Annotated in this window: 28 protein-coding genes; 13 read left to right on the top strand and 15 right to left on the bottom strand. The window is 54.4% G+C overall.

All coding sequences use genetic code 11. From position 1 onward, the window contains the following. Positions 1-174: 174 nt before the first annotated feature. From purB to QQJ87_RS01225, 6 genes are all read left to right on the top strand, one after another. Complete coding sequence (purB, locus tag QQJ87_RS01250; RefSeq protein WP_284279480.1) at positions 175-1,551, top strand: adenylosuccinate lyase; 1,377 nt, start codon at positions 175-177, stop codon at positions 1,549-1,551. A 94-nt stretch (positions 1,552-1,645) separates the two neighbouring features. Beyond that, positions 1,646-2,095, top strand: coding sequence for a type IV pilin protein (locus QQJ87_RS01245; RefSeq protein ID WP_284279478.1), 450 nt, complete (start codon positions 1,646-1,648; stop codon positions 2,093-2,095). Continuing rightward, complete coding sequence (locus QQJ87_RS01240) at positions 2,088-2,591, top strand: pilus assembly FimT family protein (RefSeq protein ID WP_284279476.1); 504 nt, start codon at positions 2,088-2,090, stop codon at positions 2,589-2,591. Before QQJ87_RS01245 ends, QQJ87_RS01240 begins: the two co-directional genes overlap by 8 nt. Then, positions 2,572-3,297: a prepilin-type N-terminal cleavage/methylation domain-containing protein gene (locus QQJ87_RS01235; RefSeq protein WP_284279475.1), complete on the top strand. Its 726-nt coding sequence runs from the start codon at positions 2,572-2,574 to the stop codon at positions 3,295-3,297. The genes QQJ87_RS01240 and QQJ87_RS01235 overlap by 20 nt, the downstream gene beginning before the upstream one ends. 13 nt (positions 3,298-3,310) lie before the next feature. Next, the gene (locus tag QQJ87_RS01230; protein WP_284279474.1) at positions 3,311-4,036 is read left to right on the top strand and encodes a hypothetical protein; all 726 of its coding nucleotides are present in this window, start codon (positions 3,311-3,313) and stop codon (positions 4,034-4,036) included. 17 nt (positions 4,037-4,053) lie between these two features. Then, complete coding sequence (locus QQJ87_RS01225) at positions 4,054-4,647, top strand: type IV pilus modification PilV family protein (RefSeq protein WP_284279473.1); 594 nt, start codon at positions 4,054-4,056, stop codon at positions 4,645-4,647. Between the two features lie 15 nt (positions 4,648-4,662). Here QQJ87_RS01225 and QQJ87_RS01220 read toward each other — a convergent pair whose 3' ends face one another. The 4 genes from QQJ87_RS01220 to yajC all read right to left on the bottom strand — a co-directional run bounded on the left by QQJ87_RS01220 (position 4,663) and on the right by yajC (position 8,828). Then, positions 4,663-5,601 (bottom strand): flagellar brake protein, encoded by a 939-nt coding sequence (locus tag QQJ87_RS01220; RefSeq protein ID WP_284279471.1) that lies wholly within the window; start codon positions 5,599-5,601, stop codon positions 4,663-4,665. Positions 5,602-5,679: 78 nt separating this feature from the next. Further along, positions 5,680-6,633 carry a protein translocase subunit SecF gene (gene secF / locus QQJ87_RS01215; protein ID WP_284279470.1) on the bottom strand — a complete coding sequence of 318 codons (954 nt, stop codon included), beginning with the start codon at positions 6,631-6,633 and terminating at the stop codon, positions 5,680-5,682. 11 nt (positions 6,634-6,644) lie between these two features. Further along, positions 6,645-8,537 (bottom strand): protein translocase subunit SecD, encoded by a 1,893-nt coding sequence (gene secD, locus QQJ87_RS01210; RefSeq protein ID WP_284279469.1) that lies wholly within the window; start codon positions 8,535-8,537, stop codon positions 6,645-6,647. Positions 8,538-8,546: 9 nt separating this feature from the next. After that, positions 8,547-8,828, bottom strand: coding sequence for a preprotein translocase subunit YajC (gene yajC / locus QQJ87_RS01205; protein ID WP_284279509.1), 282 nt, complete (start codon positions 8,826-8,828; stop codon positions 8,547-8,549). A gap of 214 nt (positions 8,829-9,042) precedes the next feature. Between yajC and msrA the strand changes: the two genes are divergently transcribed. After that, the gene (msrA, locus tag QQJ87_RS01200; RefSeq protein WP_284279468.1) at positions 9,043-9,585 is read left to right on the top strand and encodes a peptide-methionine (S)-S-oxide reductase MsrA; all 543 of its coding nucleotides are present in this window, start codon (positions 9,043-9,045) and stop codon (positions 9,583-9,585) included. On the opposite strand, the gene QQJ87_RS01195 is transcribed toward msrA, so the two are convergent. Genes QQJ87_RS01195 through QQJ87_RS01155 form a run of 9 tightly spaced genes read right to left on the bottom strand, consistent with a single transcriptional unit; the run spans position 9,575 to position 16,704 of the window. After that, positions 9,575-10,390, bottom strand: coding sequence for a tRNA threonylcarbamoyladenosine dehydratase (locus QQJ87_RS01195; protein WP_284279467.1), 816 nt, complete (start codon positions 10,388-10,390; stop codon positions 9,575-9,577). The genes msrA and QQJ87_RS01195 overlap by 11 nt on opposite strands. After that, complete coding sequence (locus QQJ87_RS01190) at positions 10,383-11,501, bottom strand: S1C family serine protease (RefSeq protein ID WP_284279466.1); 1,119 nt, start codon at positions 11,499-11,501, stop codon at positions 10,383-10,385. Before QQJ87_RS01190 ends, QQJ87_RS01195 begins: the two co-directional genes overlap by 8 nt. A 3-nt stretch (positions 11,502-11,504) precedes the next feature. After that, positions 11,505-12,122 carry a DUF2946 family protein gene (locus tag QQJ87_RS01185; RefSeq protein WP_284279465.1) on the bottom strand — a complete coding sequence of 206 codons (618 nt, stop codon included), beginning with the start codon at positions 12,120-12,122 and terminating at the stop codon, positions 11,505-11,507. Positions 12,123-12,133: 11 nt separating this feature from the next. Further along, positions 12,134-13,105 (bottom strand): YheT family hydrolase, encoded by a 972-nt coding sequence (locus tag QQJ87_RS01180; protein WP_284279464.1) that lies wholly within the window; start codon positions 13,103-13,105, stop codon positions 12,134-12,136. Positions 13,106-13,113: 8 nt separating this feature from the next. Then, positions 13,114-13,569, bottom strand: a complete 456-nt coding sequence (locus QQJ87_RS01175; RefSeq protein ID WP_284279463.1) for a YybH family protein — start codon at positions 13,567-13,569, stop codon at positions 13,114-13,116. 25 nt (positions 13,570-13,594) lie between these two features. Further along, the gene (gene purU / locus QQJ87_RS01170) at positions 13,595-14,449 is read right to left on the bottom strand and encodes a formyltetrahydrofolate deformylase (RefSeq protein WP_284279462.1); all 855 of its coding nucleotides are present in this window, start codon (positions 14,447-14,449) and stop codon (positions 13,595-13,597) included. Positions 14,450-14,491: 42 nt separating this feature from the next. Beyond that, entirely contained in the window at positions 14,492-15,529 is a 1,038-nt protein-coding gene (gene waaF / locus QQJ87_RS01165) for a lipopolysaccharide heptosyltransferase II (protein WP_284279461.1), read from the bottom strand. A 33-nt stretch (positions 15,530-15,562) separates the two neighbouring features. Further along, positions 15,563-15,766, bottom strand: coding sequence for a zinc-finger domain-containing protein (locus QQJ87_RS01160; protein WP_284279459.1), 204 nt, complete (start codon positions 15,764-15,766; stop codon positions 15,563-15,565). 17 nt (positions 15,767-15,783) lie between these two features. Next, positions 15,784-16,704, bottom strand: a complete 921-nt coding sequence (locus QQJ87_RS01155) for a branched-chain amino acid transaminase (protein ID WP_284279458.1) — start codon at positions 16,702-16,704, stop codon at positions 15,784-15,786. A gap of 148 nt (positions 16,705-16,852) precedes the next feature. Between QQJ87_RS01155 and QQJ87_RS01150 the strand changes: the two genes are divergently transcribed. Genes QQJ87_RS01150 through QQJ87_RS01125 form a run of 6 tightly spaced genes read left to right on the top strand, consistent with a single transcriptional unit; the run spans position 16,853 to position 24,184 of the window. Beyond that, on the top strand, positions 16,853-17,560 hold the full coding sequence (locus QQJ87_RS01150) for a TetR/AcrR family transcriptional regulator (RefSeq protein ID WP_284279457.1): 708 nt from the start codon (positions 16,853-16,855) through the stop codon (positions 17,558-17,560). Next, positions 17,490-18,602 carry an efflux RND transporter periplasmic adaptor subunit gene (locus QQJ87_RS01145; protein WP_284279456.1) on the top strand — a complete coding sequence of 371 codons (1,113 nt, stop codon included), beginning with the start codon at positions 17,490-17,492 and terminating at the stop codon, positions 18,600-18,602. The genes QQJ87_RS01150 and QQJ87_RS01145 overlap by 71 nt, the downstream gene beginning before the upstream one ends. A 2-nt stretch (positions 18,603-18,604) precedes the next feature. Continuing rightward, complete coding sequence (locus tag QQJ87_RS01140; RefSeq protein ID WP_284279455.1) at positions 18,605-21,733, top strand: efflux RND transporter permease subunit; 3,129 nt, start codon at positions 18,605-18,607, stop codon at positions 21,731-21,733. Positions 21,734-21,767: 34 nt separating this feature from the next. Next, positions 21,768-22,439, top strand: a complete 672-nt coding sequence (locus tag QQJ87_RS01135; protein WP_284279454.1) for a protein-L-isoaspartate O-methyltransferase family protein — start codon at positions 21,768-21,770, stop codon at positions 22,437-22,439. Then, a complete protein-coding gene (locus QQJ87_RS01130; RefSeq protein ID WP_284279453.1) occupies positions 22,439-22,777 on the top strand; it encodes a rhodanese-like domain-containing protein in 339 nt (112 codons plus the stop codon). The genes QQJ87_RS01135 and QQJ87_RS01130 overlap by 1 nt, the downstream gene beginning before the upstream one ends. Positions 22,778-22,819: 42 nt before the next feature. Continuing rightward, positions 22,820-24,184, top strand: coding sequence for a TolC family outer membrane protein (locus QQJ87_RS01125; RefSeq protein ID WP_284279452.1), 1,365 nt, complete (start codon positions 22,820-22,822; stop codon positions 24,182-24,184). Here QQJ87_RS01125 and QQJ87_RS01120 read toward each other — a convergent pair. Continuing rightward, complete coding sequence (locus tag QQJ87_RS01120; RefSeq protein ID WP_284279451.1) at positions 24,181-25,485, bottom strand: 3-deoxy-D-manno-octulosonic acid transferase; 1,305 nt, start codon at positions 25,483-25,485, stop codon at positions 24,181-24,183. The two genes, QQJ87_RS01125 and QQJ87_RS01120, sit on opposite strands and share 4 nt — an antisense overlap. Then, positions 25,482-26,444 (bottom strand): lipopolysaccharide heptosyltransferase I, encoded by a 963-nt coding sequence (gene waaC, locus QQJ87_RS01115; protein ID WP_284279450.1) that lies wholly within the window; start codon positions 26,442-26,444, stop codon positions 25,482-25,484. The genes QQJ87_RS01120 and waaC overlap by 4 nt, the downstream gene beginning before the upstream one ends. Positions 26,445-26,482 lie beyond the last annotated feature (38 nt).

The raw sequence follows: 26,482 nt of genomic DNA, 5'->3' as shown, positions 1-26,482 counted from the left end.
TGGTGATGATTGCTCTGTTTGATTTTACGAGGCCAAAGTGTCTAACAGATTTCAGCATTTCACAAGAAAAAATTCTGGTCTCTGAAGACGCCTCGCGGCGAAAAAAAAGCGAAATGCCCAGTGCGAAGGGTTACAATACAAAGCTTTGAAAAATCACATCTTTGTAGCCCTTCAATGATTACTAACAACACCCTCACTGCCCTGAATGCCCTCAGCCCCCTCGACGGCCGGTATCAGTCCAAAGTCAACAGTCTTCGTCCGCTTCTGTCTGAAGCCGGGTTCATGCATCACCGGGTAATTGTCGAAATTGAATGGCTTAAAGCGTTGTCAAACGCCGGGTTTCCCGAACTTCCGGCATTGTCTAACGACGCATTGAAACTTCTCGATGACATCGTCAATCATTTCAGCGAAAAAGACGCTGAACGCATCAAGGAATTTGAGGCCACAACCAATCACGACGTGAAGGCCGTGGAGTACTTCATCAAGGAAAAATTCAAATCCTCGGAAGAACTTGGCAAGGCCAGCGAATTCGTTCACTTTGCCTGCACCTCGGAAGACATCAACAACATGAGCCATGCGTTGATGCTGAAAGCCACTCGGGAAAATGTTATTTTACCGAAAATCGACGAAATTATGGGCGTGTTGCGCAATTATGCGCATCAATTCGCCGACGTTGCCATGATGTGCCGCACACACGGCCAGCCTGCAAGCCCCAGCACCTTGGGCAAAGAATTTGCCAACGTGGTTCATCGACTCGAGCGTGCACGCGCCGCGATAGCCCAGGTTGAACTGCCCGCCAAGATGAACGGGGCTGTGGGCAACTACAACGCGCACCTGTCTGCCTATCCTGAATTTGACTGGCAAGGTTTTTCCCGCAAGCTGATTGAGGGCCTCGGGTTGACCTTCAACCCTTACACCATCCAGATCGAGCCGCACGACGGCATCGCGGCCTTAATGGATGCTGTGGCCCGCGCCAACACCATTTTGATCGACATGAACCGCGACATCTGGGGCTATATTTCGCTGGGCTATTTCAAGCAAAAGCTGAAAGCAGGCGAAGTGGGTTCATCCACCATGCCGCACAAGGTCAACCCGATCGACTTTGAAAACTCGGAAGGCAATCTCGGCATGGCCAACGCGGTGCTCAAGCATTTGTCCGAAAAACTGCCCGTGTCCCGCTGGCAGCGCGATCTGACCGACTCAACGGTTCTTCGAAATCTAGGCGTGGGGCTGGGTTATGCCCTGCTGGCCTATGAAAGTTGCCTGAAAGGTTTGGGCAAACTGGAAATCAACCACAGCGCCATTGAACAAGACATCAACCAAGCCTGGGAACTGCTGGCCGAACCGGTGCAAACAGTCATGCGCCGCTACGGCCTGCCCAACCCCTACGAGCAACTCAAAGAGTTGACACGCGGCAAAGGCATCACCCAGGACGCGCTGCAGTCATTCATTGCGACACTGGCCATTCCTGAACACGAACGCACAAGGCTGCTGAAAATGACGCCTGCCAGCTACATCGGGATGGCAGCAACACTCGCGAAGGCCATTTGATCAAACGGGTTACTTCATCTTCCACCAATCTCAGGTATCGCGCTTCTTGCATCGCACTCTCATACTGTCTTTCACTTGACAGTGTGAAAATGCGATGCAATTCAAAGGGTTTAGCGTACTAGACACAGTGGTGGCCTTGGCGATCTCAGCCATATTGGCCACCCTCGCTTATTCGTCTTATCAAAGCCACATCGAGAAGAGCGACTTTCAAAGCATGCTCGAAGTCGCATCCCGATTCGCACTCAACCAACAAAGACATCGAATGGGGTTTTCAACCTATGCATCCAAGGTCGATGCCACGGGTCAAGAGAACAACAACACCCTGATATTCCCAGACGCAGACCAATACAAATTCAAAGTCGATAAAAACCAGACCAACATCCAGCAATTCGTTGCCACCGTCACGCCCATTGCTCCAGCCCATTCCAGCTTTCAGCAGCAATGCCGCAGCATACGCGTGACCAGCGAACAAGGTGTTCTTTCTTATCGCGCAATCAGTCAAACCGGTGGCGACACCACCTCGCAGTGCCTGCCTCATGAATAAGTTGTCTATCCAGAAAGGAATTTCAACCCTTGAGCTGGTGATTGTCATCGCCATCGGCGCTGTGGGCATCGGTACAGCCTTACCCAATATGCTGCAATACGTAGACCGCGTGCGCTTGAAAAGCACCGCCAAGGGCATATCCCACGCTGTTGAAATAGCCAGAAAGATTGCGAGTAGAACCGAATGCCCCACCCAAGTCGGTCTTCTTCCTGCAGGCAGTTCCGGTATCCACGTCCAGGTCATCATCCAACCTCAAAACGGCGACATGGGCGGATGCAACAACTGGCGATCTACAGTAGGACAAAATACCAGCGGCAGTATTTCAGCCTATTCCGCAACATTGTCAGGCGCATCCATCACAAATGCACTGAATCTGGATTTTGACGAAATGACGAGCAGTCTGAACACCGTCAACCAAAACCTGCAACTCAAAAACGGCAGCCAGCACCTCACGCTGAGCTTCGGAGGAATCGGCAATGGCATTGCCAGCTACTAAACACCAGGCGGGATTTTCCTTGATCAGCCTGATCATCGGCGCTGCCATCTTCAGTGTTGTTCTGGCAGCCACCCTCAAGTTGTATGCATCCGGCATGACTGCATCAGGCAACTCGGCGCAGAGCAATGTCGAAGATCATTTGACTCAATTGTCGAGATTTTTAACCTATGCGTTGAACCGCGGTGGCGGCGGAGTCACAGATGACGATCGAAACCGGGGGATACAACTCTGCAGCCTGGTGGGAAACAGTGGTGGCTGGCACTGCCAAAGCTATCAGGACAGCGCACAAAACATGTGCCTCGTTCTGCCAATTGTCAAAGATCCAAGTACCAACCCATCCACAGAAGTTCAAGGGTTCAGGCTGGTTGATCAAACCCTGTATCAAAAACAGGTCAGCGCCCCCTCAGGATGGTCTAATTTTAACGTCCAGCAGTTCTGTGAAAGTGACAGCGACTGGTTGGCACTACACGAATCGAGAGACTTCAAAATTGAACGTTTGAGATTGTGCAAATTCAACAGTGAGACCTCAAACCAGGTGCTGGGCGATTATCTCAACAACTGCCCAAGCATCCTGACGCCCAACCCGGCAAGCACCAACAGCACTTGGATTGTTACCTTGGACGTTGCCATGAATGGCGGAGCAACTCGATTTAGTCGCCCATTTGTAACCCGACTTTACAACTGGCCCGTGGTAGGCAGCCTCTGACAGGACGGACAACATGAAAAGCGCTTACACACTCTATCGTCAGCGAGGCATGGCCGGCATTCTCCTGGCACTGCTTCTATGTGTCGGTTTGGTCATCGTGTCTGTTTCAGCGGTGTCTGAAAGCAATCTTGCCATGTACTTGGCACCCAACGGAGACCGAATTGCACAGGCCGACCAACTGCTGCAATCCACCATGCAATTCATCTATCCCAGATTATCCGATGAAACCCACAGACACTCGTTTTTCAACACCTGGAATAACGGTCGGAGCACGCCCGATTGCAGCGAAAACTACGTTGTTCCGCAAAATATGGAAACTGCAGAAAAACCGATTCCATCCAGCCCAAGTCTGAGTGACCCCAAGCAGGAAGTCCTCATCAAGGTCGCATTCTCCCCATTTGCCTGCGACATGACTCACAGAAACATGAATCAGGACAACTTCCGGATGTTGATGGAAATCACTGCAAACGTGAACTGCAAGGGTCAGGACAGTATTGATCAATGTGTCAGCAGAACAATCAAGATTGGCCTGAGACAAGTGCCATCCGATCTAACGGATACAGATTTCAATCCTGGCCCGCTTCCTTCGTTGCCGCCCCCCCCACCACCCCCGCCAGTTGTTGTGATTGAGCCGCCCCCCACGCAATCCCCTGGGCCAGTTACTCCGCCGCCGGAACCTAGCCCAGGAAATCACGGGCACAAAATCGGCGGCAAAGGGCATTGGGATGTGGGCATTTGAATTTCGCGGGAATTGAGATGAATCGACTTCAAACCAAGCACTTGCGGCAATCCGGCATTTCCATCATTGAAGCGGTGGTTGCAGCGCTCGTGCTTTCAATTGGCATTGCTGGCTTTGCCAAGCAATGGAACCTGGTCATGAGCAGCAATGTTGACTCTGCCTCAGCATCCAGAATCAACAGTCTCGTTGGCAATCTGAACATGAGTATTCAGGCGCATGCCAGCGAATTGGAGGGCACAATGTCTGCCAATGAGTACTTTCAAAATGTTTCAGGCTTCGCCAAGCAGCTAGCCAACCAAGTAAACGCGAGCATCAGCGCCAAAGGTCTGTACACGTGCAAAAAAGGAATACCTGTACCCACGGAAAATACCGAGACAAACGCATGGAGCAACTCATCTACTTTGTTCAATGTCATTGGCCAGGCCAATGCGGTCTGCATAACGGTGAATACCGACCCACAAGATTTCAAAGTGCAGGCAGAAGATGGCAAATTTACCCATTACCGCAGATGGAGCACTCAGGCAAACTGGCTTACGCTCACAGGCGACACCTCACAGGCGCCTTTGACCTTGAACCTGCAGCTCATTATTGCCTACCCTGAACCTTACTAAGGCAAGGTTGATGGCTTAGACACCCTCTCTAGAATAAAGCGGGGATTCAATCCGCTGAATCAAACGATCAGAGACATAGGCGTGGATGCTTGCAAAATTCTGATCGCTCAAATCCTGGAATGCAATACCGTATCGAGATTGTCCTCGATCATCGGGAGATGAGACCGACATCACCTGTGCATTGGGTTCCAGAATGAATTTACGCTCACCGAAATTAAGCTGAAAAGCGAGCTGAACCAGTTCGCCCTTTTGGATGGTTGCTTCATGAGACGTCGAAAATTCAAGCCCCCCCGTCGAGAGGTTTTCGATGATTCCGTTGAGATAGACGTCTTTGACCTGGTCTTTGAAACGACGCATTGAGGCAGGCAGTGTCGTGGAAACACGGCGTGCTGCGCGAATCACCTTGGATTCAACATGGGTTTCTTGCGGCCAGGATACGATCACCAAGGGAATTGGAGACAGCAACACCTTTTCAACCTGGGCCGTAAATCGATAAACACTGCGCCCATAGAAAGAGCGAAATTCCCAGATTTGCCCCTCTTTGACAAACACAAAAGCTTTGTCACGCATGGGGTGGCTAACGATGAATGCCTCTTTGTCGAGCGTGCCTATCAATCTAACCACAAAGGCTTCGTCAGCTCCTTCGACACTCATTTTCAAGGTAGAGCCTGTTTCCGAAGGATCAACAGCCGCTGCCTTTTTTGCAACGACCCGCGACTCGGTTTCTGGCTTGACCGTACCTCGCGCCTTCGGATTGACAAAGGTATCACTCATCCAGCGCGGGTTGTGAAACAACCCCTTTTGCGCCAATTCATCCAGTTGCTTTTGACTGTGTACACTTTGGCCCGCCGCAAGCAGCAACTGCCCCTGGCGATCAAAGATGGCAAAAGGAAGCGCTTCCCCCAACTTGATATCAGCCACCGGCAGCGGGGATAAATCGGACGAATTGCTCACATGCCCTCTTTCAAAAAACGGACCTTGATTTCACATACACGAAATATATACACAAAACATCGCAAACTGCCAGCCCCATCATGGGGTCTCGAAAGACCCCTCCTTCTTGACGGGCTTGACTAGGTCTTCGCGCGTGACACCCAACCACTTCACGATCGGACTGGCCACCAGCACTGAGGAGTAAATACCAAAGCAAATGCCAATCGTCAGTGCCAGCGCAAAATAATGAAGTGTAGGACCACCAAAAAACAACATGGAACACACCATCAACTGCGTAGAACCGTGTGTAATCACAGTTCGTGAAATCGTGCTGGTAATCGAATGGTCGATAACTTCGGTCACTGACAGGCCCCGTACCTTGCGGAAGGTTTCGCGAATCCGGTCAAACACCACCACAGATTCGTTGACGGAATAGCCGAGAACAGCCAACACCGCAGCCAGTACAGACAGTGAGAACTCCCACTGAAAGAAGGCAAAGAAGCCAAGAATAATGACGACGTCGTGCAAGTTGGCAATAATAGCCGCCACCGCAAACTTCCACTCGAACCGAAGGGCCAGGTAAATCATGATGCCCGTGACCACAATCAAGAGTGCAATCAAGCCGTTTTGCGCAAGTTCTTTACCAACCTGGGGGCCGACAAACTCAATGCGGGTCACCGTGACACCTGCACCACCCTTGGACAATACCTTGTCTGTAAATGCGTCTTTGTCGAGTTTGCCGTTGCTTCCAATCGCCCCATTTTGTAGGTCTTTCGTCGCCAGACGGATCATGGTGTCGCGGGAAGTTCCGAAGTTTTGAACCTGCGGATCTTCAATGCCGAGTGCTCGCAAGCCTCCACGAATGCCGTCCAGATTGGCGGCCTGCGTGTAATTGGCTTCAATGACCACACCACCGGTGAACTCCACACTGAAATTCAAACCTTTGGTAACAAGGAAAAACACAGCAGCAACAAATGTCAGCGCCGAAATAACGTTGAAGAGCTTGGCCCGTTTCATGAACGGGATGTCTTTCTGGATTCTGAAAAATTCCATGTCTGTCTTCCTTACGCTTTTTTCACGGCAGTGCCGGCAGTCTTGGCTCGCCAAACTTGCCCAATGCTGACTTTGTCCAGGCGCTTCTTGCCGCCGTACCAAAGATTAACGGCACCGCGGGACACCACCACGGAACTGAAGATGGAGGTCACAATGCCCAAACAGTGAACCACGGCAAAACCGCGAACAGGGCCAGACCCGAAGATCAGCAAAGACAAGCCCGCAATCAACGTGGTGATGTTGGAGTCAAGAATGGTTGCCCAAGCCCGCTCGTAACCGGTTGAAATCGCTTGCTGTGGTAAGGCCCCTTCACGCAATTCCTCACGAATGCGCTCGTTGATCAGCACGTTCGCGTCAATCGCCATACCCAGTGTTAGAGCAACGGCCGCCAGGCCCGGAAGCGTCAACGTGGCCTGCAGCACGGACAACAGCGCAAACAACAGCATCACGTTGACCATCAGCGCGAATACCGAAAACACACCAAACATCAGGTAGTAACAAACAATGAAAATGGACAGCGCGATAAAGCCGTACAGCGTTGAATCAATGCCCTTGGTGATGTTCTCAGCGCCCAGGCTTGGTCCGATGGTTCGCTCTTCAATGATGTCCATGGGTGCCGCCAGAGAGCCGGCCCGCAACAACAGCGCAAGATCAGCCGATTCGGTGGTGTTCATGCTGCCAGAGATCTGTACGCGGCCACCGCCAATTTCGCCACGGATAACCGGGGCGGTAAGCACCTCGCCCTTGCCCTTCTCAATCAGCAGGATCGCCATGCGCTTGCCGACGTTGTCTCTGGTAATGTCACGGAAGATGCGAGCACCTTTGTTGTCCAGGGTCAGGTGAACGGCCGGTTCATGGGTTTGTGGATCAAAGCCGGCTTGCGCATCGGTCAAATTGTCGCCAGTCAAAATCACTTCTTTCTTGATCAACAGAGGGCGACCACCCCGCTCAGTGTATTTCTCAAGACCGAATGGCACCACGCCGCTTTCAAGGGCTGTGATGGCTTCAGGACTGTCGTCCACCATGTGAATTTCGAGGGTGGCCGTGCGGCCCAGAATTTCCTTGGCCTTGGCCGTGTCCTGAACACCTGGCAACTGAACCACAATGCGGTCTGCGCCCTGACGCTGAATAATCGGCTCAGCCACACCCAGCTCATTGATCCGGTTGTGCAGCGTGGTCATGTTCTGCTTCAGTGCGTTTTCGCGCGCCTGTTGCTCGATCGCAGGCGAGAGAGATGCCCGCACTTCAAAGTTGGGATTCGGCTCGGGGCTCAGTAATTGCACTTCGGGCAGGCTGGAGGACAGGGCAGACTTCGCCTTGTCCAGTGCTGCCTGATCGCGGAACTGCATGAAGAAGCCCTCGGGCGTGCGAGCGGCAGCCGCGTAACGAATGTCTTCGTCCCGCATGCTTTGCTTCGCATCGGCCAACAGCGAATCCTTGCGCTTTTCCAGCGCCGCATCCATGTCAACTTTCAGCATGAAATGGACGCCTCCGCGCAGGTCAAGACCCAGATACATCGGCAGCGCGTGAATGGCCGTCAACCAGGAAGGTGAGCGCGACATCAGGTTCAAGGCAACCACGTAGGACGGATCTGAAGGGTCCTTGTTGAGGGTCTGCTGAATAAGATCGCGGGCCTTCAATTGCTCATCTGGCGACTTGAAACGCAATTTGACCGTACCCCCGCCGAGGGTGTTTTCATAAAACACGCCATCGGGGCTTACACCGTCTTTGGTGAGTGTGTCCGCCAGAGACTGGACCAGGTCAGAACTGACCTTTTGGGTGGCCTTGGCACTGGAGACCTGAACGGCAGGCGCTTCACCAAAAAAGTTAGGCAAGGTGTAGAGCACGCCGAGGCACAACACCACGGCAATGAGGATGTACTTCCAGAGGGGGTATCGATTCATGACGGGGAATTAACGTGAGTCTTTGATGGTTCCGCGAGGCAATACGGTCTGCACGGAGGCGCGCTGAACAAGCACCTCCACTGGCTTGTCACCCAGCGTTGCAACGTCCAGCGTGAGGTAGGCATCGTCCAGCTTGGAAATTTTGCCCAGCAAACCGCCGGTGGTAATTACTTCATCCCCCTTCTGAATGGCTTCGATCATGGCTTTGTGTTCTTTCTGACGCTTCATCTGTGGGCGAATGGCCAAAAAGTACAGCACGCCGAACATCAGGATAAGGGGCAGAAAGCTCATCAATCCGCCCGCAGCGCCCGCTGGGCCAGCAGACTGGGCATAAGCCGAAGAAATCACATCAAAAGAAATCACCGCTGTTCTCCATTCAAGTTATAGTAAGCTCGCGCCGAGTATACAACGCCCAGTCGAGAAAATCAGACCGAAAAGGCCGACTTGGGTTCCACTAAGCGGTTGACTCCTATAATCTATTGAAAAAATAAAAGGGTTTTTAAGCATGACAAGCAAGCTGGAACTGGCAACTCTGGGAGGAGGCTGCTTCTGGTGTCTTGAGGCGGTTTTTAGCCAGCTCAAGGGCATTGAAATTTGCGAATCCGGATACAGTGGCGGCTCCGACCCCAACCCCAACTACGACAAGGTGTGCTCTGGCAAAACCGGACACGCTGAGGTCGTGCGGCTTCATTTCGATCCTGAAGTCATCAACTTCCGAAAAATTCTGGCGGTGTTTTTCGCCATTCACGACCCCACCACTTTAAACAGGCAGGGCAATGACATCGGCACACAATATCGCTCAGTCATTTTTTATCACTCGGAAGAACAGCGGGAGGCGGCCGAGCAGTTCATGCAAGAACTGGTCAACCGAAAAATCTTCAATGCGCCGTTGGTGACCGAACTCAAGCCTGCTGAAACCTACTTTCCGGGCGAGACCTACCACCAGCAGTATTTCGAAAACAACCCGATGCAGCCCTATTGTGCCTACGTGGTGGCGCCCAAGCTCGAAAAAGCCGAAGACCTGTTTGGCGACTTGTTCAAACGCTAAGCGCAGCCCGATCTGAATGAGCCCGGCGCTGCTGCAGACTGGCTGTGATGGCCCAAGCGGCCATTTGCATACCCATGGTGGCAGTCACTGACACAAGCGAACCATAGCCTGCGCAATTCAGGCCACCCTGCGGGGTTTTGCCACTGGCATCGCGCTGAATCTGTTCGGGCGAGTAAAACACAGGCACACCCATTTTTCGCTTCTCGTCAAACCGCCCCGCCTTACGCAATTGGTAACGCACTTTGGCCAACAAAGGGTCATGCGTGGTGTCGCGCAGGTCGGCTGGCTGAACAAGCCAGGGTTGCTGTTTACCACCCGCACTGCCCGCCAGGGCAAAGGGTAGCTTCAGGCGGCGGCAATGCTGGGCGATCAAGGTTTTGGCCGACGCGTTGTCACAGCAATCCAGCACGGCAACCCACTTGCCTTGGTTTTGCAGGTCAAGCATCGTCTGCATCAGCTGCGCAACGTTGTTTTCATCCAGAAAGTCTTCAAGCTGTTCGACCCGACATTGTGGTGCGTACGTGGCGATGCGCTGCGCCAGTGCCTGCACTTTGGCCAATCCAAGGGTGCGAGAGTCGGCCTGAATCTGCCGGTTTATGTTGGACTCGGACACTTGATCCAGATCAAGCAGCAGCAGATGCCCCACCGCACTTCGGGCCAGTGCCTCGGCCGCCCAGGAACCGACTCCACCCACACCCACCACCATGACCGCAGCCTGGCCTTGCAACCAATCCACAGCACCTGGGCCGTAGAGTCGATTCAGGCCACCGAAACGGCGTGCGGCGTCCATTTCAAGTTCATCCATCCAGATCCACCACCTGGATTTCAACCTCGCGCGTTTCATCGCCATGGATGACCAGCAACTTCACTGTGGCACCAACACCTGCCTTTTCAAGCTCGCTGCTCAATTGACCCGAATTGGCAACAGGATGGCGATTTACCGCAATGATGATGTCGCCCAGACGGCCATTCTGCAAATCGAATGGCACCAAGCCGGCCTTTTCTGCGGGAGAACCGGGCTCAACACCCATGACAGCCACCCCGCGAACCCCGAGGCGCATGGCCAAAGACTCATCGGCCACGGCAATGCCAATGCCTGGCCTTGGCAAGGCACCCCGCTCGATCAGCTGCGGCACCACCTTGTTCACCAGATCGACCGGAATGGCAAACCCCACTCCCGCTGACGAACCACTACCCGACAAAATGGCGGTGTTGACACCGATCAGCCGTCCTGCTGAATCCAGCAATGGACCGCCCGAATTGCCCGGATTAATGGCAGCATCGGTTTGAATGACATTGGGAATTTCACGACCGTTGTCCACAGGCAAGGTGCGACCGAGCGCACTGACGATGCCGGAAGTCAGTGTCTTGGAAAGTCCAAACGGATTGCCAATGGCGAACACAGATTGCCCAACCTGAAGATCGTGTGAAGTGCCCACAGGAATGGGACGCAGTGCCGACTTGGGCTTGTCCAGTAGTTGAACCACAGCCAGATCGTAAGAGGGTGCAATACCCACCAAACGCGCAGGCAGGGGGTCGGAATCATCAAGCTGAACCCGAATTTTATTGGCTCCCCGCACCACGTGCGCATTGGTCACAATGTGGCCTTTGTCGTCCCAGATAAAACCCGACCCTGCCCCCTCAGACACCCGGCGAAAGAAGAGTTGCCCCTGCACGCTCTCGGTAAAAATGTAGGCGACAGAGGCCTTGGAAGTGTTGAACAGTTCAATGACACTTTTTTCAGTGGAAGACAGGTCGCCTCGCGGCTCGACCAGCCTGGGTTTTGCGGGCTGCTGCGGGCTACCGCCAAATTGCCCACCACTGAAGTTGTGGTACAGCAGATAAAGCACACCGACGATCAGCACAAACGCAATCAGCGACGAGGCAGACGCCCCTTTCTGTTTCAATGTTTTCACGGATCAAACTTCCGGGTCAGGTTGAAAATGAAACCGGTTCGGCAAGCTGGCAGAATCCAGTTCTTCTATCCCGCACTCACGACTGTATCGACCTGAAGTCAGAGACGGGTTCTTTCTCAGCGCAATGCGGGTATTCAGCAGCTCAGCCGGGTTTTCCGGCACCGTCCAAACCCCCTTGTGGATGAACGCACCATCGTCACCGACCAAGCCATCTGAAAACCGGGCCATGTCAGTGCTGTGCAACAGACCGATGCCCACTGACGTGTGAATCAACGCCCTTCCCTGTTCGTCGGTGTACATGGCATCGGGCAGACAGATCAGGCCGGTGTGGGTGACCAGCACGTCAGAGCCATCGTCCAGAGGATACACTCGGTAAATCCAGGGTGTGCATTCAAGTGATACATACGCTTTTTGCGGACCATTCTGAAAATAATAGCGGCCATCGTCTTCAGCGGCGTAATTTCGGGCAATGAAATTCAGGATTCGGGCGTTGCTGATGGTCAAGCCCTGCGGAACCGGCCCGGTCAACAACCATTCGCCCTGGGCAGTCAGGCGCAACCAGCCCGCAATTGCAGGCACATTGGGCCAACGTGCAAGCGCCTTGTGTACCAGATCATCCATGGTGCGGTTCGTCAAACATGTTGTTCAAAGAAATAGTGGCACACTTTGGGCAACCAGTCCAAACCCAGCGCGAGACCGTTCGCCCGGGCAAACCCCACATGCCCCCCCTGATTCGGAAACATTTGCTGGACAGCCGCCGATGCCTCTCGACGTGTCGGAAGATATTGCCCAGACATGAAGGGGTCATTGCGTGCGTTGACCATCAACGTGGGGGTCTTGATATCCAGTAAAAAGCGCTTGGCCGACGACTTTTCATAGTAGTCGAGCGCGTTTTTGAATCCATGCCAGGGTGCAGTGACCAGATTGTCAAAATCAAAGAAATCTTTGCAGGCCTTTACTTTCTCAAGGTCACCGAGTTCGGGATATTTCAGAATCTTGTCAACAGACTTGGGCACCAAGGTGGACAAGAACATCCGGGTGTACACCCGGTTGAAGCCTTTTGCGAGTGAGTGAGCCCCCGCCAACAGATCAACTGGCGCGCTAATGGCGACCGCGCTGTGAACCCATCTGGAGGCTTGGGAGCCCTGCTCACCCAGCCATTTCAACAACACATTGCCGCCCAAGGACACACCCATCACGTGCATGCGCTCAAGGGTTGGAATGGTTTGGCGCAACCGGGGCAAGACCCAATCCAGCTCTGCAGAATCACCTGAATGGTAAGCCCTGGGTTGCCAGTTGTTCTCGCCCGAGCAGCCCCGGAAATGCACCACCACGCCCAGGGCGCCCACCGCCTTGGCTTTCTCCATCAAGGCCAGGCTGTAGTGACTTTCGGATGAGCCCTCCAGCCCGTGAAACAAAACCCACAGCGTTTTGAATTGGGCAAACTGTTCAGGGGGTTCTGTGAAATCCAGGTCGATGAAATCGTGATCAGGCGTCAACCAGCGCTGCCTGAAATAGGCAACTTGCGGTTTTCGGGCCAGTTTGGCTGCAACGATGGTTTGACTGTGGCCATCCGGCAGCCACCAGGGCGCTTGGTATTGCATCGGCCCGATCAGTGCAAGGTGGGCGGAGAATCGAACTCGGAAAGATCGTCCTCAGCCATTTCTTCGGAATCCAGTGCCGGGCTGGCGTGATGCAACACCATGCGCCAGCCATTGGGCCCTTTGCGATACACATTGGTCGCGTTGACCTGAATAATCTGGGGCTCACCACGACCACCGCTCATGACCACCTGTTCGATAATATTGTGCACAGACATCACCACGCCTTCCACCCGGTGAAGTGGAACAATCCGAATCTGGAGGGCGCCGGCGGACAATATTTCCTTCCAGGACTCACGCACATCGTGATAACCCTCCACCCGGGGACCACCAGGGTGAATACAAACCACTTGCTCGTCATCGGCCCACAAATCCATCAGGGCCTCAAGATCGGCCGACTCCAGGGCCTCATAAAAGGCCTGCTCGATGTCCTGGGGCGACGAATGAATCACACGATTTCTGGGCATGGCAAAGTCTCACGAAAGCTTGTGTTCACTGAAACACCACGGTTTTGTGGCCATTCAACACCACTCGGTGCTCGCAGTGCCATTTAACGGCGCGGGCCAAAACCAGGCACTCGGTGTCTCGACCTCTGGCCGTCAACTCATCAGGAGTCAGCGAATGGTCAACACGGGTCACGTCCTGCTCGATAATCGGCCCCTCATCCAGATCAGAAGTCACGTAGTGTGCTGTTGCACCAATCAGCTTGACGCCACGGTCATGCGCCTGCTGATAAGGCTTGGCGCCCTTGAAGCTGGGCAGAAAACTGTGATGAATATTGATGATACGCCCATGCATGTCTTTGCAGAAATCGGGCGACAGGATCTGCATGTAACGCGCAAGAACCACCAGATCAATTTTTTCCCGCTCGATGATCTGCCGGATTTGTGTTTCCTGCCGGCCTTTGTCGGCTGGGTCAACTGGCAAATGATAAAAAGGCACGCCATTGGAGGCTGCCAACAAGGCAAAATCCTGGTGATTGGACACGATCGCCGGTATCTCACAATCAAGCTGCCCGCTTTTCCATCGGAACAGCAAATCGTTCAGGCAATGCCCGAACTTGGACACCATCAGCAACAGACGCTTTTTACGGGCAGGATCAAAAAAATCAAACTGCATTTTGTAGCGGGCGGCGATCGGCGCGAAGCCTTGGGTTAAATCGGTCAAGCCCTGCTCGTCACCCTCAGCGAGGGAGAAATGCACGCGCAGGAAAAAAAGATTGGTGGACTCGTCGCCGAACTGGGCGGAGTCCAGAATGTTGCAACCCTGATCAAACAGGAATTTACTGACGTTGTAAACAATACCCGTGCTGTCAGGACACGATATTTTCAGAATGAAATCGCGCATGTTTGAACTGTTGAACTGCTGATTGGATCGAATGAGTACACATCATACCCCTTGACCTGGCGGCACCAGTTGATCCAGCACCAATTTGGGCTTCAACTGATTCAAACAATCCAGGTGCCCCAGGGGGCAGGTGCGTTGGTAACAGGGACTACAGGACAATGCGAGGTAGTACACCGATGCGTTTGTATTAAGCGGAGGCGTGTGGTGCGGACTGCTGGAACCGAACACCGCGTGTACTTTGACATCAAGCGCTGCCGCCACGTGCATCAAACCCGAATCGTTGGTCAACAGGGCGGTTGCTGAGGCGATCAGGCCAAACGCCTGCTCAAGCGAGGTTTGGCCGCACAACACTCGCACCCTTTGCCGATGCTCAGGATCGACCTGCTGTTCGATGGATTGTGCAAACTCCAGATCTTGAGGCCCGCCCAGCAACACCGCCGCCCTGGCAGGATGCGCAGCCAACCAACCCGACACGGTGGCCGCCACATGCTCGGCTGGCCAACGCTTTGCCGGGCCGTACTCGGCACCGGGCGCAACCGCCAGAAACCCGGCATTCAAGTCAAAGTCTCGAAGTGCCTTGGCACTGGCGTCACCCTCCACCTGCATTCGGGGATATTCCAGATCAGCGGCGGTGTATCCATTCAAAGCCCCATACCATTCCAGCATGGGTGGCTTCGCGTATTTGGAAGGCTTCGGCAAAACTGGAGTCAAAATCAAACTGCGAAGCTCGCCTGAATAGCCTGTTCGCCAAGCGATGTCGGCAAACCAGGGAACCAAGGCCGATTTCAGCGAATTGGGAAGAATGTAGGCACGGTTGAAGCCTTCAGCCCGCAGCGCCTGCCCCACTTTGCGTCGAAGGGTCAGTTGAAGTTCGCCGTGTTTGAAGGGTTCAACATGCACCGCCTTGACCACCGGCGAGCACCGGTACACAGGAGCAGTCACCGGGGGTGCAAGGACATGAATTTCGCAGGGTTCGCCCCCTGCGCTGGCAAGCCGGTCATCGCGATGTAAAGCCTGAAGCAAAGACAGGCTCATCACCGCGTCGCCGATCCAGTTGGGGGCCACGACCAGAATCCTCAAGTCAACCCCTCGCTGGACTGTTGACTGGCTGAATCAATGCGCGTGAACCTTGGCACCTGGCTTCAGGGTGTAGACAGTGCCGCAGTAAGGACACGCCGCCTTGCCTGTTTTGGCAACATCCAGAAACACGCGTGGGTGATGATTCCAGACAGGCATGGCTGGGTTGGGGCAAAAAGCGGGCAGTTGGTCCCCGTCCAGTTCTACTTTCTCAGGGTGGGCTTTCTTGTCAATGATCATTGCTGTACCAGCCTTTTTTAAATGCGAGTTAACCAGTGTTCGTATTTTTCATTGCGACCGTACACCACGTCGAAGTAGCGGCGCTGCAATTCCTCGGTAATGGGGCCGCGGCTACCTGTACCAATCACACGGTTGTCCAGTTCACGGATGGGCGTAACCTCTGCAGCAGTGCCGGTAAAGAAGGCTTCATCGGCGATGTATATGTCGTCACGCGTGAGGCGCTTGGACACCACCTGCAGGCCCATGTCTTTGGCCAGGCTGATGATGGTCGAACGGGTAATGCCAACCAGCGCAGATGCGATTTCTGGTTCGTAAATGCAACCGTCTTTGACGATGAACAGGTTTTCACCGGCGCCTTCGGCCACAAAGCCGTCTACGTCCAGCAACAAAGCCTCATCGTAACCGTCTTGAGTGGCTTCCATGTTGGCCAGAATGGAGTTGGCGTAAGTGGCGGCAAACTTGGCGCGTGCCATGGTGACGTTGACGTGATGGCGGGCATAAGAAGATGTTTTGACCCGAATGCCCTTTTGCATGCCCTCTTCACCGAGGTAGGCACCCCATGGCCAGGCGGCGATGGCCACATGCACGGCCGCGCCCTTGGGGGACACACCCATTTTTTCGGAGCCATAGAAAGCGATTGGGCGGATGTAGCACGAGTCAAGCTTGTTGGCGCGAACGACTTCAGCGGTGCCCTGCATCACCTCTTCACGGGTGAAAGGCATTTTCATGCGATAAATATGGGCCGAATTGAACATGCGGTCCGTGTGTTCTTTCAGACGGAAAATGGCTGGACCCTTGTCGGTCTTGTAGGCACGCTCACCTTCGAACACGGACAGGCCGTAGTGCAGGCTGTGCGTCAGCACGTGGATTTGGGCTTCGCGCCAGGGCACCAGTTTGCCATTGAACCAAATAAAGCCATCGCGGTCAGCCATAGACATGCTTAATTCTCCGAAATATCAGACATTTTCAAAACGTCATATTCTACAACCCATTGGCACGCTTTGTTGAGGAATCCACGTTGACTCGGACAAGAATGAACCACTATAGTGCGACAAGGATGTGAAAAAACACAATGTCAGTATCATCATGAAATCATGCAGTGAAAAACTAAAGCCTCGCTGGGCCCGGCGCAAGGAAGATCGCCCCCAAGAATTGTTGTGCGCAGCCTTGCACGTCTTTGGTGAAAAGGGGTATGCGGCAGCGCGACTTGAAGATGTGGCCAAACGGGCTGGGGTCAGCAAAGGCACCGTTTATCTCTACTACTCCAACAAGGAGGAGCTCCTCAAGGCGGTGGTCACCGAACACATTTCGCCGATCGTCGGAGAGGCAGCCAACCTGAAGGATGAAAAGGCAACATCAGCCCAAATGATCTCGGATGCGCTTCATTTGTGGTGGGACAGATACGGCTCGACCGAACTTTCGGCCATCACAAAACTCATCCTCAGCGAGGCCAATGCCTTTCCCGAACTCGGACATTTCTTCTACGACGAGGTCATCAAGCCGTGGTGGGACTATCTGGAATCACTGCTTAAACAAGGCGTTGCATCAGGCGAGTTTCGCTGCCAAGACACCGAATACGCAGCCAAGGTGCTGTGCGCACCGCTTGTCACATTGGGTCTGTGGAAGCACACAATGGACGCTTGCTGCAACTTGAACACAGACCCGATGCGTTATATTGACAGCCACGTTCAAATGGTTTTAAACGGCTTGAGCATCAAACAACATGACACCCCGCACAACACTGGTTCCGCTGTTCGCAATATTGCTGGTGCTGGCGGGCTGCAACCGCACTGAGCCCGGCAAGCCATCTACGCCAGCCCAGCCTGGTCCAGGGCTCTCGCTGCTTCAATCCGACATTGAAACCGTTGAGTTGCGGGACATTGGCAGCACACTTCATCTAACCGGCACGCTGATACCCCGCCAAAGCGCCCAAATTCGCGCCAAGGCGGGTGGTGTTATTGCCGCTCAATTCTTTCGGGAAGGTGACACCATTCGCGCCGGGCAGGTATTTGCCCGCCTCGACGACACTGAAACCCGATTGCAGCTTGCAGAAAAACAGGCGAGCCTGGACAGCCAAAAAGCCCAGCTCCGCGAGGCTGAGGACCAGCTTGACAACAACCAGAAACTGGCCGATCAGGGCTTTGTGTCGAACGCTGCACTGATCAAGGCAAGAGCCACTTACGAGTCCGCCAAAGCGCAAGTTGCGGTGCAACAGGCACAACTTGCCATTGCCAAACAAGCACTGGCAGATCGCCTGATCGCAGCGCCATTCTCTGGCAGTGTGGGCGAGGTACAGACCCAAGCTGGCAGCAAGGTCAGCACCGACGGCCCAGTGTTTCAATTGATCAATCTTGACATCATGGACTTGCAGGCCGAGGTCACACCCGACGAACTGTCCAAACTGTCGATTGGACAAACGGCCACCGTTGAAGCTGCGGGGCACACCTACGAGGCCAAACTGGTCCGCATCAGCCCGGGCAACCTCAACAGCGATCGTTCCGTGTCAGTTTTTCTGGAAGTTAAAAACCCGACCCACGCCTTGAAGGCTGGACAATTCGCACAAGCCGCGCTAGAGACTGGCCAAGTTCACAAGGGCATCTTGGTGGCACAAGGAGCCGTTCGTGAGGACCAGGGCAACTCGATTGTTTACGTGCTCAAGAACAAAACCCTGGAGGCCAGAAAGGTCAAAACGGGTGAAACCACCACGCTGCAGGACAAAGGCCCCAGTCAGATCGAAATCGTCAAGGGTCTGAGCCCTGGCGAACAAATCGTCGGAGTCAATCTTGGGCCCCTGGCCACGGGTGTGCCGGTCACGCTTCAAACGCTGGCGCGCTGACCATGTGGTTCACTCGCATTTCAATTGGCAATCCGGTCATGGCCACCATGATGATGGCAGCCCTGCTGGTGCTGGGCCTGTTCGCCTACAACAGGCTGCCAGTGGATCAGTTTCCTGAACTCAACTTTCCAGTCGTAGTGGTCACCGCCGAATACCCCGGCGCGTCTCCGGAAATTGTGGAGAGCGAACTGGCACGCCCACTGGAAGAAGTCATCAACACCATTTCAGGATTAAAGACGCTGAGTTCTCGCTCCTTCGAGGGAAGGGTTCTGGTCATCGCCGAGTTCGACCTGCTGACCAACTCCGTGACGGCGGCCACCGAGGTGCGCGAAAAAGTGGCCTCCATACGCCCCACCCTGCGGGATGAAATCAAAGACCCGGTAATCACCCGATTTAACCCCGATGACTTTCCCATCGCCTCGGTATTGGTCGAACCAGTGGGCAACAAAAGTCTGCGCGAGTTGACGCTACTGACCGAGCAGACCATCAAAAAGCGTCTTGAAATCGTGCACGGCGTGGGGGCAGCCAATGTGGTCGGCGGGTCAACCCGCCAACTGTTGATTCAAGTGAGGCCAGCCGCGCTGGAACGCACCGGCGTGACCGTGGGCCAAGTGCTCTCCGTGCTGCAGCGCGACAACCAGACCCTGCCCATGGGCAATTTGAAAACCACGCAATCCGAATTTGTGGTCGAACTGAACTCGCGACTTCACAACGTCAATGACTTCAACAATTTGATCGTCGCAAACTCAAATGGCCGCCCGGTCAGGCTTGGCGAAGTCGCAGACATACGGGATGGCGAGAAGGACCTGGACTCGATTGCGCTGGTCAATGGCAAACCCGTCATTTCAGTCGACATTCTGAAAGGGCAGGACGCCAACTCCGTTCAGGTGGTGGACGACCTTCGTGCAAGCTTGCCAGACATCGAAAAGGAGCTTCAGGGACAGGTCAAACTCAGCCTTGCCCGAGACCAATCCAAGCCCATCCGGAATTCGCTCAACGACGTGAAAAAGACGTTGATTGAAGGCGCACTGCTGACGGTGGTCATTGTTTTCCTGTTTTTGGGCTCTTGGCGAAGCACCGTCATCACAGGCCTGACACTGCCCATTTCATTGATCGGCACCTTCAGCGTGATTTATGCCATGGGCTTTACCATCAACCTGCTCACCTTGCTGGCAATGTCCATTTGCGTGGGGCTGCTGATCGACGACGCCATTGTCGTGCGAGAAAACATCGTCAGGCACCTGAACATGGGCAAGCCCCATCGGCAAGCTGCACTGGACGGCACCCGGGAAATTGGTCTCGCCGTGTTGGCAACCACGTTCTCGATTGTGGCCGTGTTTTTACCAGTCGGTTTTATGGGTGGCATCATTGGCCAGTTTTTTCACCAGTTTGGGATTACAGTCGCCAGCGCAGTGCTGCTGTCGATGTTTGTCAGTTTCACGCTGGACCCCATGCTGTCTGCGGTGTGGTACGACCCACAGGCGCATGGCCAAAAAATCAAAGGGCCACTGGGTCGGCTGCTGGACGCCTTTCAAACCTTGATGCTGCGCCTTGAGAACCAGTACGTGCGCCTGTTGAAATGGGGCTTGCGCTGGCCAAAAACCGTACTTTTGATGGCCCTGCTGACTTTTGTGGGGTCGTTCGGTCTGCTCAAATTTGTGGGGGTCGAGTTTACTCCGCAGGTCGACAACAGCGAATTCAATATCCAGTTCAACACGCCTGAGGGCTCTTCGCTGGACCTGACACGAAGCAAGGCCTTGCAGGTGGAGCAGGCTGTACGCACCCTGCCCGGCATCGACTACATTTACACCACCGTCAACACCGGATTTTCAGGGGGAAAAAATACGGCCACGGTTTATGTTCGACTGGTACCACGCAAAGACCGCCCCTTGTCAGTGTCACAGATGTCCGCCGAATTGCGCCCCAAGTTGAAGCAAATCGCAGGGGTTGAAATCACGCAGGTGGGCCAGCAAATGTCCGTCAGCTCGGGCAAACCCATCCAGGTCAGCATTCTTGGCCCCAAGCTGGATGAACTGGCCAGGCTGTCGAACAAAGTCATGGCCCTGATGAAAGAAGACCCTCATCTGGTGGATCTCGAAAGCTCGCTTAAACCCACTAAGCCCACCGTTCGCATCAATCTTGACCGAAACAAACTCGCGGACTACGGACTGGACGTGCAAGCAGTGAACAACGCAATCCGCCCATTGCTGGCGGGCCAGACCGTTAGCACCTGGCGGGCACCAAACGATGAAAATTATGACGTGGTGGTTCAACTGCCCGATTCGGACCGGCAAAGCGTCAATCAACTTGCAAACCTGCCCATTGGCAACGCCCGAGGGGTCGACGGAAAACCAGGGGCTTTGCTGGCGCTGAAAGACGTGGCCGATCTGCAAACCACCTACGCTGCTGCGCAAATCAACCGGAAATACCTCAGCCGAGAAGTTTTGCTCAGCGCCAACGTTCAAAACGCGGCAGCAGGCACCGTGTCCAACACGCTTCAAGCCAAAATTGCAAAGCTCACGCTTCCGCCCGGCTATCGCATCACCTATGGTGGATCCACCAAAGACATTCAAGACACCCTCAGCTTCGCACTGCAGGCGCTGGCATTGGCGATCATCTTCATTTACCTGATACTGGCTTCACAGTTCGCGTCGTTCGCCCAGCCACTGGTCATTATGATGTCGCTGCCGCTTTCTTTGATTGGGGTCATTCTTTCGCTGCTGGTGTTTGGCAGCACGCTGAACATTTTCTCGATCATCGGCTTTGTCATGCTGATGGGGCTCGTGACCAAAAATGCAATCTTGCTGGTCGATTTTGTCAATCAGTCGCTGAAAAAGGGTGTAACCATTCATGACAGCCTGGTCAAAGCCGCCGAAACCCGGCTTCGCCCGATCTTGATGACCACGCTGGCAATGGTGTTCGGCATGCTGCCGCTGGCACTGGCGCAAGGGGAAGGCAGTGAACAGCGATCGCCCATGGCCCATGCGGTCATCGGCGGGGTAATCACCTCCACCCTGCTGACTCTGCTGGTCGTTCCCGTCCTGATTTCGCTTCTTGAAAACCACAAACTGCGCAAATTGGCAAAACGCAACGAAAAACAAGCGGGAAACACGCCGGATTTGTTAAAATAGAAAGTTGACCAGAACCATTTTAGTGAGAAATTTCATGGACTTTGAAAAAGCCCGCTTTAACATGATTGAGCAACAGATTCGCCCATGGAACGTCCTCAATCAGGTCGCGCTGGACTTGCTGAGCGTCATCAAGCGCGAGCGTTTTGTGCCCGAAGCACTCCAGAAGCTGGCCTTTACAGACTGCGAGCTGCCAATCAAGGTCAACGGCAAAGACACGGGTGAGGTGATGCTGGCACCCAAGATCCAGGGGAAATTCTTGCAGGAAGCATTGGCCAACCATGCGCAAAACGTTCTCGAAATCGGAACCGGCTACGGTTATCTGGCCGCGCTGCTGGCTCAGCATGCCCAGCAGGTAACCACCGTGGAAATCAACCCGGAAATCGCAGAAAATGCCTCCTTCAATCTCAAGAAGGAAGGCATCGGGCGCGTCAAAGTGGTTCAGGGTTGCGCATTTGAAATGGCAGGTCGACTGGGTCAGTTCGACACCATCGTCATGTCTGGCTCCAGCCCTGCGCTTCCAACAGCGCTGATTCAAAGCTGCCTGAGCCCCAAGGGCCTGTTTATCGGCATCATCGGTGAAGAGCCCGTCATGCAGGCAGTGCTGGCTCGCAAAACGGCGGAAGGCAACATTGTGACCACGCCGCTGTTCGAAACACTGACGAAACCACTGAAAAATGCGCCTGAACTGAATCACTTTGTATTTTGATGAACAGTGCCGGCATTGAATTCCTGAGCACACCCGAGCTGGCCCGTCTGCGGACGGACAGCAGCGGGTCCGCGCTTCAGATCGTAGACGTCCGGGAGACCTGGGAATATGAGCTTTGCCACTTGCCAGGCAGTATTCACATTCCCATGGGAGAAATCCCCTCCCGCCTGAATGAACTCGACCCTGATCAACCCGTGGCCTGCCTGTGCCACCACGGCGTGCGCAGTTATCAGGTCGCCATGTATTTGAAAAAGCAGGACTTCACACACGTTTACAACGTAGAAGGCGGCATTGACGCCTGGTCAAGACAAGTAGACCCCAGCTGCGCAACTTATTGAAGACCGGCTTGGTGCAACACGCCGTATTGAGGAGATCAAGCAGTGCCGATCCAATTCAAAGCCATCCTCACAGTGGGCGTTGCATGTCTGGCAGCGCTTCACTCGACTGCGCAGTGCCAAGAAACCGGGCCCCAAACCGATTTGCTGAGTCTGTACCAACAAGCCGGCCGGTTCGACAAAACCTACCTGGCCGCTGAAGCGCAGTTTCAGGCTGATCAAGAAGTGCCCAAACAAGCCCTGGGCAGCTTGCTGCCCAATCTGGGACTCACCGCACAAACCCAAAAAGTTGAAAGCACCCAGTCAGCCCTGGGCTTCAGCACCAGCAGCACGAGCAGGCCACGCGGCTACACAGTTCAGCTGACCCAACCACTGTTCAGGCTTCAAGCCTGGGAAACCTACAAGCAAAGTCAACTGAAGGCTCAAATTGCAAAACTGACGCTTCAACAAGCCCGCCAGGATCTGATGTTGAGGCTTAGCAAGGCCTACTTTGCTGTACTTGCTGCGCAAAAAGACTTCGACACACTGGAGGCCCAGAAGGCCGCCACGGTTGAACAACTGAAGTCGGCCAAGCAAAACTTTGAGGTGGGCAACGCCACGGTGACGGATCAACAAGAGGCCCAGGCCAAGTACGATCTGATCATTGCGCAAGAAGTGGGCGCCAGCAACACGCTTGCGGTCAAACGCCTGGAACTTGAAGCCATTACCGGCACAGCACCTCAACGCCTTGCAGACCTGCAGACTCAGGCCAAGTTGAACAATCCGGACAGCACCGACCCCGCCAAATGGGCCGACCTGGCAAAAAGCAGCAATTTGATGGCTCAACAGGCCCAACTTGCCCAACTCATTGCCAAGCGTGAAGTCAGCAAAGCCAAGGAAGGTCACCTGCCCACGCTGGATCTGACCGCCCAATACAGCGACGGCAACCAGCAAATTTTTGACCCCAGTACCGGCCGCCCCTTTGACGTGTCGTCCACCAATAGAACCCTGGGCCTGACGCTGGCCGTGCCCCTTTACTCGGGGGGCGCCACGCAAAGCAAGGTTCGGCAACAGGCTGCTTTACTCAACAAAGCCCAATACGACTATGACAGCGCGGTGATCAATGCCTCGCAAGCTGCCAAATCTGCACTTTTAAAAGTCACGGGTGGATTGTCTCAAGTGCAAGCGCTCCAAACAGCAGTTCAATCCAGCGAACTCGCGCTTAAAGCCAACAAAACCGGTTACGAGGTGGGGGTTCGAATCAACATTGACGTACTGAACGCCCAGCAACAGCTCAGTAGCGCCGAACGCGACCTTTACAAGGCGAAGTACGACGCGCTGGTCAGCATGCTGGAACTGCAGTCGGCCGTTGGGCAATTGGATGAAAACGCCCTGACCAAGGTGAATGACTTGCTGGGCAGCAAACCCTAAGCGGCCAACACGGCCAACGTTGCTTGGGCAGCGCCCGCATGGAGGGCTGCGAATTCCAGTGCCCGGCTTTTGGCACCAGACACCAGCTCATATTCCTCCAGAAAACTTGCACACGCAGCACTCAGCATGTCAAACCGGCGAGCGGCACCGGCCAGCAGGGCATCGTCGGCGGCCTTCGAGAAATTAAAGGTGTTGGGGCCCATCCAGACCGGGCAGCCATAGGCACAAGCCTCAATCAGGTTCTGACCGCCGAAGGGCAGCCAAGAACCACCCAACAAACAAAGGTCGGCAGCGCTGTAATAAGCGGGCATCTCACCCATGGAATCGCCCAGTACCAGCCCAGTTGGGCCCTCAGAAGGCTGCCCACTCCATCGAGAACGCCGCTGCGGCCTGGCTATGCCCATTCGTGAAGCTGCAGCGTCCATGGCGGCAAACACCTCGTCGAACCGTTGTGGATGACGAGGTACGATCCAGACACTGGCTTGGGGCAGTCGTTTGAAAAACTGCTGACGAATCAGGGCATCGAGAAAAATGGCCTCTTCGCCTTCGCGACTGCTGGCAAACAGCAGCACAGGCCCGGAAAAGGCAGAACGCCACTGACCACCCAGTTTGATCAAATCTTCGCGTCGTGAAACATCAAACTTCAGATTTCCACAAATGGCGTCCGCTGGACGGCCCAGTTGGCTAAACACCTGACCGTCTTCATGGGTTTGGCAAACAATGCGATGCAAGGACCGCAACACCGGGGTAGCCAGGAAACTCAGCTTCAACAATCGGCGCCCGGATCGTGGAGAAATTCGGGCGTTGACCAGACTGGCAGGCACACCCGCGCGCTTGGCCTGCAATATCAAATTGGGCCAAAGCTCGGTTTCCACCAGCCAAAGCTGGCTCGCATTGAATCGGCGAATGGCACGGCGGATCAACCAGGGCAGATCGTACGGCAAATAACTGAACTGAACGCCCTTCAAGTCAGAGAACAGCTGCCGCGCGGTTGCCTGACCGGTCGGCGTTGTTGAAGTAAACAACCAGACGTGCTCTGGATGGCTAGCAGCCCAAAGCTTGACCAACGGTGACACAGCGTGGGTTTCACCGACGGACACCACATGCACCCAGATTCTTTTGGAGCCGGACAAACCCTGAAAACCCCGAGGCACATTGGCCAGAAAACGCTGAGACCAGTTGGCCAGATACTCGGGTTGTTTGCGGCCCCGCTTGAGCAGATAAATCGCCAAAAAAGGCTGGGCCAGCAACAACACCAGCGAATACAGCGCCAAGGCCAGCACAAACTGCAGCTTTCTCAAACCTTGTTTCCTCTCAATAGCCTGGACGCCGCCTCGAACACCTCACCCACGGCAGGCACCCTGCCCACATCGCCAAGACTAATGGCACGCGGATTGAACCGGGGACCATAACGCCAGGCTGGGGTTGCAAAAAACAGAGCCACCATCGGCAGATACAGGGCTGCCGCAAGGTGGGTAATACCCGTGTCTACGCCAACGACCAGGCATGCCTGGCTCATTTTTTCCCGCAACAGCGCCAAGGACATTCGGGGAAGCACTTCAACATGATCAATCCCCAGGGCAATGGCCTCGGCCTGCTTGCGTTCCGAATCGCTGCCCCAAGGCAATTTCACTTGATAGCCCAAATCGGTCAGGCGGTGTGCCATTTCGCGCCACGCCACCAGATCCCACTTTTTTTCATCCCGCGCAGTGGCGTGCAAGAACCAAACGTCACGCGTGTGAATGTGAAGTGCCTGCTTGGGATTCATTTCCGGGTAAAAAACCGGGGGCCCTTGCAATCGAAAGCCCAAGAGTTCAGCGGTTAACACGCGTAGTCGCTCCACCGCGTGCGCTTGCGGATCAAAGCCGGCGCGACGCTGATAAAACAGACAGGCCAACGCTTCTTTGGCCAACCCCAGTCGCGCCCCGGCCCGGGGTCCTTTCGCTGCGCTGGCCAGCCAGGCACTTTTAATCAAACCCTGCAAGTCAATGACCACGTCGTATTGTCGATCTGACAAAAACGCCTTCAGGCGTTTCCATTCGCGCCATGTGTAGGCAAGCCCCATCCGACGCCATTTCCGCAAATTCACCAAAACCACCTGATTGACGTGAGAATTGACCCGCACCAAATCCGAGAACGGCTCTTCCACCATCCAGTCAATCAGGATGGATGGATCATAACGATGGATGTCATCGAGAACCGGCAATGCGTGAATGACATCGCCCATGGAAGTGGTTTTAACAATTAAGATACGCTTCATGTAGCGTGGATGAGTAATCGACGCCCTATTTTACGCAC

Source organism: Limnobacter litoralis, from assembly GCF_030160455.1.
In the GTDB taxonomy this organism is placed as follows: Bacteria; Pseudomonadota; Gammaproteobacteria; order Burkholderiales; family Burkholderiaceae_B; genus Limnobacter; species Limnobacter litoralis.
The sequence above is the reverse complement of the archived record's forward strand: the minus strand, read 5'-3'. Positions and strand labels throughout refer to the sequence as shown.

What these genes read in the sequence shown, in the direction of transcription:
- purB (WP_284279480.1), top strand. Translation starts at nt 175, where the DNA reads ATGATTACTAACAACACCCTCACTGCCCTGAATGCCCTCAGCCCCCTC.
- QQJ87_RS01245 (WP_284279478.1), top strand. Translation starts at nt 1,646, where the DNA reads ATGCAATTCAAAGGGTTTAGCGTACTAGACACAGTGGTGGCCTTGGCG.
- QQJ87_RS01240 (WP_284279476.1), top strand. Translation starts at nt 2,088, where the DNA reads ATGAATAAGTTGTCTATCCAGAAAGGAATTTCAACCCTTGAGCTGGTG.
- QQJ87_RS01235 (WP_284279475.1), top strand. Translation starts at nt 2,572, where the DNA reads ATGGCATTGCCAGCTACTAAACACCAGGCGGGATTTTCCTTGATCAGC.
- QQJ87_RS01230 (WP_284279474.1), top strand. Translation starts at nt 3,311, where the DNA reads ATGAAAAGCGCTTACACACTCTATCGTCAGCGAGGCATGGCCGGCATT.
- QQJ87_RS01225 (WP_284279473.1), top strand. Translation starts at nt 4,054, where the DNA reads ATGAATCGACTTCAAACCAAGCACTTGCGGCAATCCGGCATTTCCATC.
- secF (WP_284279470.1), bottom strand. Translation starts at nt 6,633, where the DNA reads ATGGAATTTTTCAGAATCCAGAAAGACATCCCGTTCATGAAACGGGCC.
- secD (WP_284279469.1), bottom strand. Translation starts at nt 8,537, where the DNA reads ATGAATCGATACCCCCTCTGGAAGTACATCCTCATTGCCGTGGTGTTG.
- yajC (WP_284279509.1), bottom strand. Translation starts at nt 8,828, where the DNA reads ATGAGCTTTCTGCCCCTTATCCTGATGTTCGGCGTGCTGTACTTTTTG.
- msrA (WP_284279468.1), top strand. Translation starts at nt 9,043, where the DNA reads ATGACAAGCAAGCTGGAACTGGCAACTCTGGGAGGAGGCTGCTTCTGG.
- QQJ87_RS01195 (WP_284279467.1), bottom strand. Translation starts at nt 10,390, where the DNA reads ATGGATGAACTTGAAATGGACGCCGCACGCCGTTTCGGTGGCCTGAAT.
- QQJ87_RS01185 (WP_284279465.1), bottom strand. Translation starts at nt 12,122, where the DNA reads ATGGATGATCTGGTACACAAGGCGCTTGCACGTTGGCCCAATGTGCCT.
- QQJ87_RS01180 (WP_284279464.1), bottom strand. Translation starts at nt 13,105, where the DNA reads ATGCAATACCAAGCGCCCTGGTGGCTGCCGGATGGCCACAGTCAAACC.
- QQJ87_RS01175 (WP_284279463.1), bottom strand. Translation starts at nt 13,569, where the DNA reads ATGCCCAGAAATCGTGTGATTCATTCGTCGCCCCAGGACATCGAGCAG.
- purU (WP_284279462.1), bottom strand. Translation starts at nt 14,449, where the DNA reads ATGCGCGATTTCATTCTGAAAATATCGTGTCCTGACAGCACGGGTATT.
- QQJ87_RS01160 (WP_284279459.1), bottom strand. Translation starts at nt 15,766, where the DNA reads ATGATCATTGACAAGAAAGCCCACCCTGAGAAAGTAGAACTGGACGGG.
- QQJ87_RS01155 (WP_284279458.1), bottom strand. Translation starts at nt 16,704, where the DNA reads ATGTCTATGGCTGACCGCGATGGCTTTATTTGGTTCAATGGCAAACTG.
- QQJ87_RS01150 (WP_284279457.1), top strand. Translation starts at nt 16,853, where the DNA reads ATGAAATCATGCAGTGAAAAACTAAAGCCTCGCTGGGCCCGGCGCAAG.
- QQJ87_RS01145 (WP_284279456.1), top strand. Translation starts at nt 17,490, where the DNA reads ATGACACCCCGCACAACACTGGTTCCGCTGTTCGCAATATTGCTGGTG.
- QQJ87_RS01140 (WP_284279455.1), top strand. Translation starts at nt 18,605, where the DNA reads ATGTGGTTCACTCGCATTTCAATTGGCAATCCGGTCATGGCCACCATG.
- QQJ87_RS01135 (WP_284279454.1), top strand. Translation starts at nt 21,768, where the DNA reads ATGGACTTTGAAAAAGCCCGCTTTAACATGATTGAGCAACAGATTCGC.
- QQJ87_RS01130 (WP_284279453.1), top strand. Translation starts at nt 22,439, where the DNA reads ATGAACAGTGCCGGCATTGAATTCCTGAGCACACCCGAGCTGGCCCGT.
- waaC (WP_284279450.1), bottom strand. Translation starts at nt 26,444, where the DNA reads ATGAAGCGTATCTTAATTGTTAAAACCACTTCCATGGGCGATGTCATT.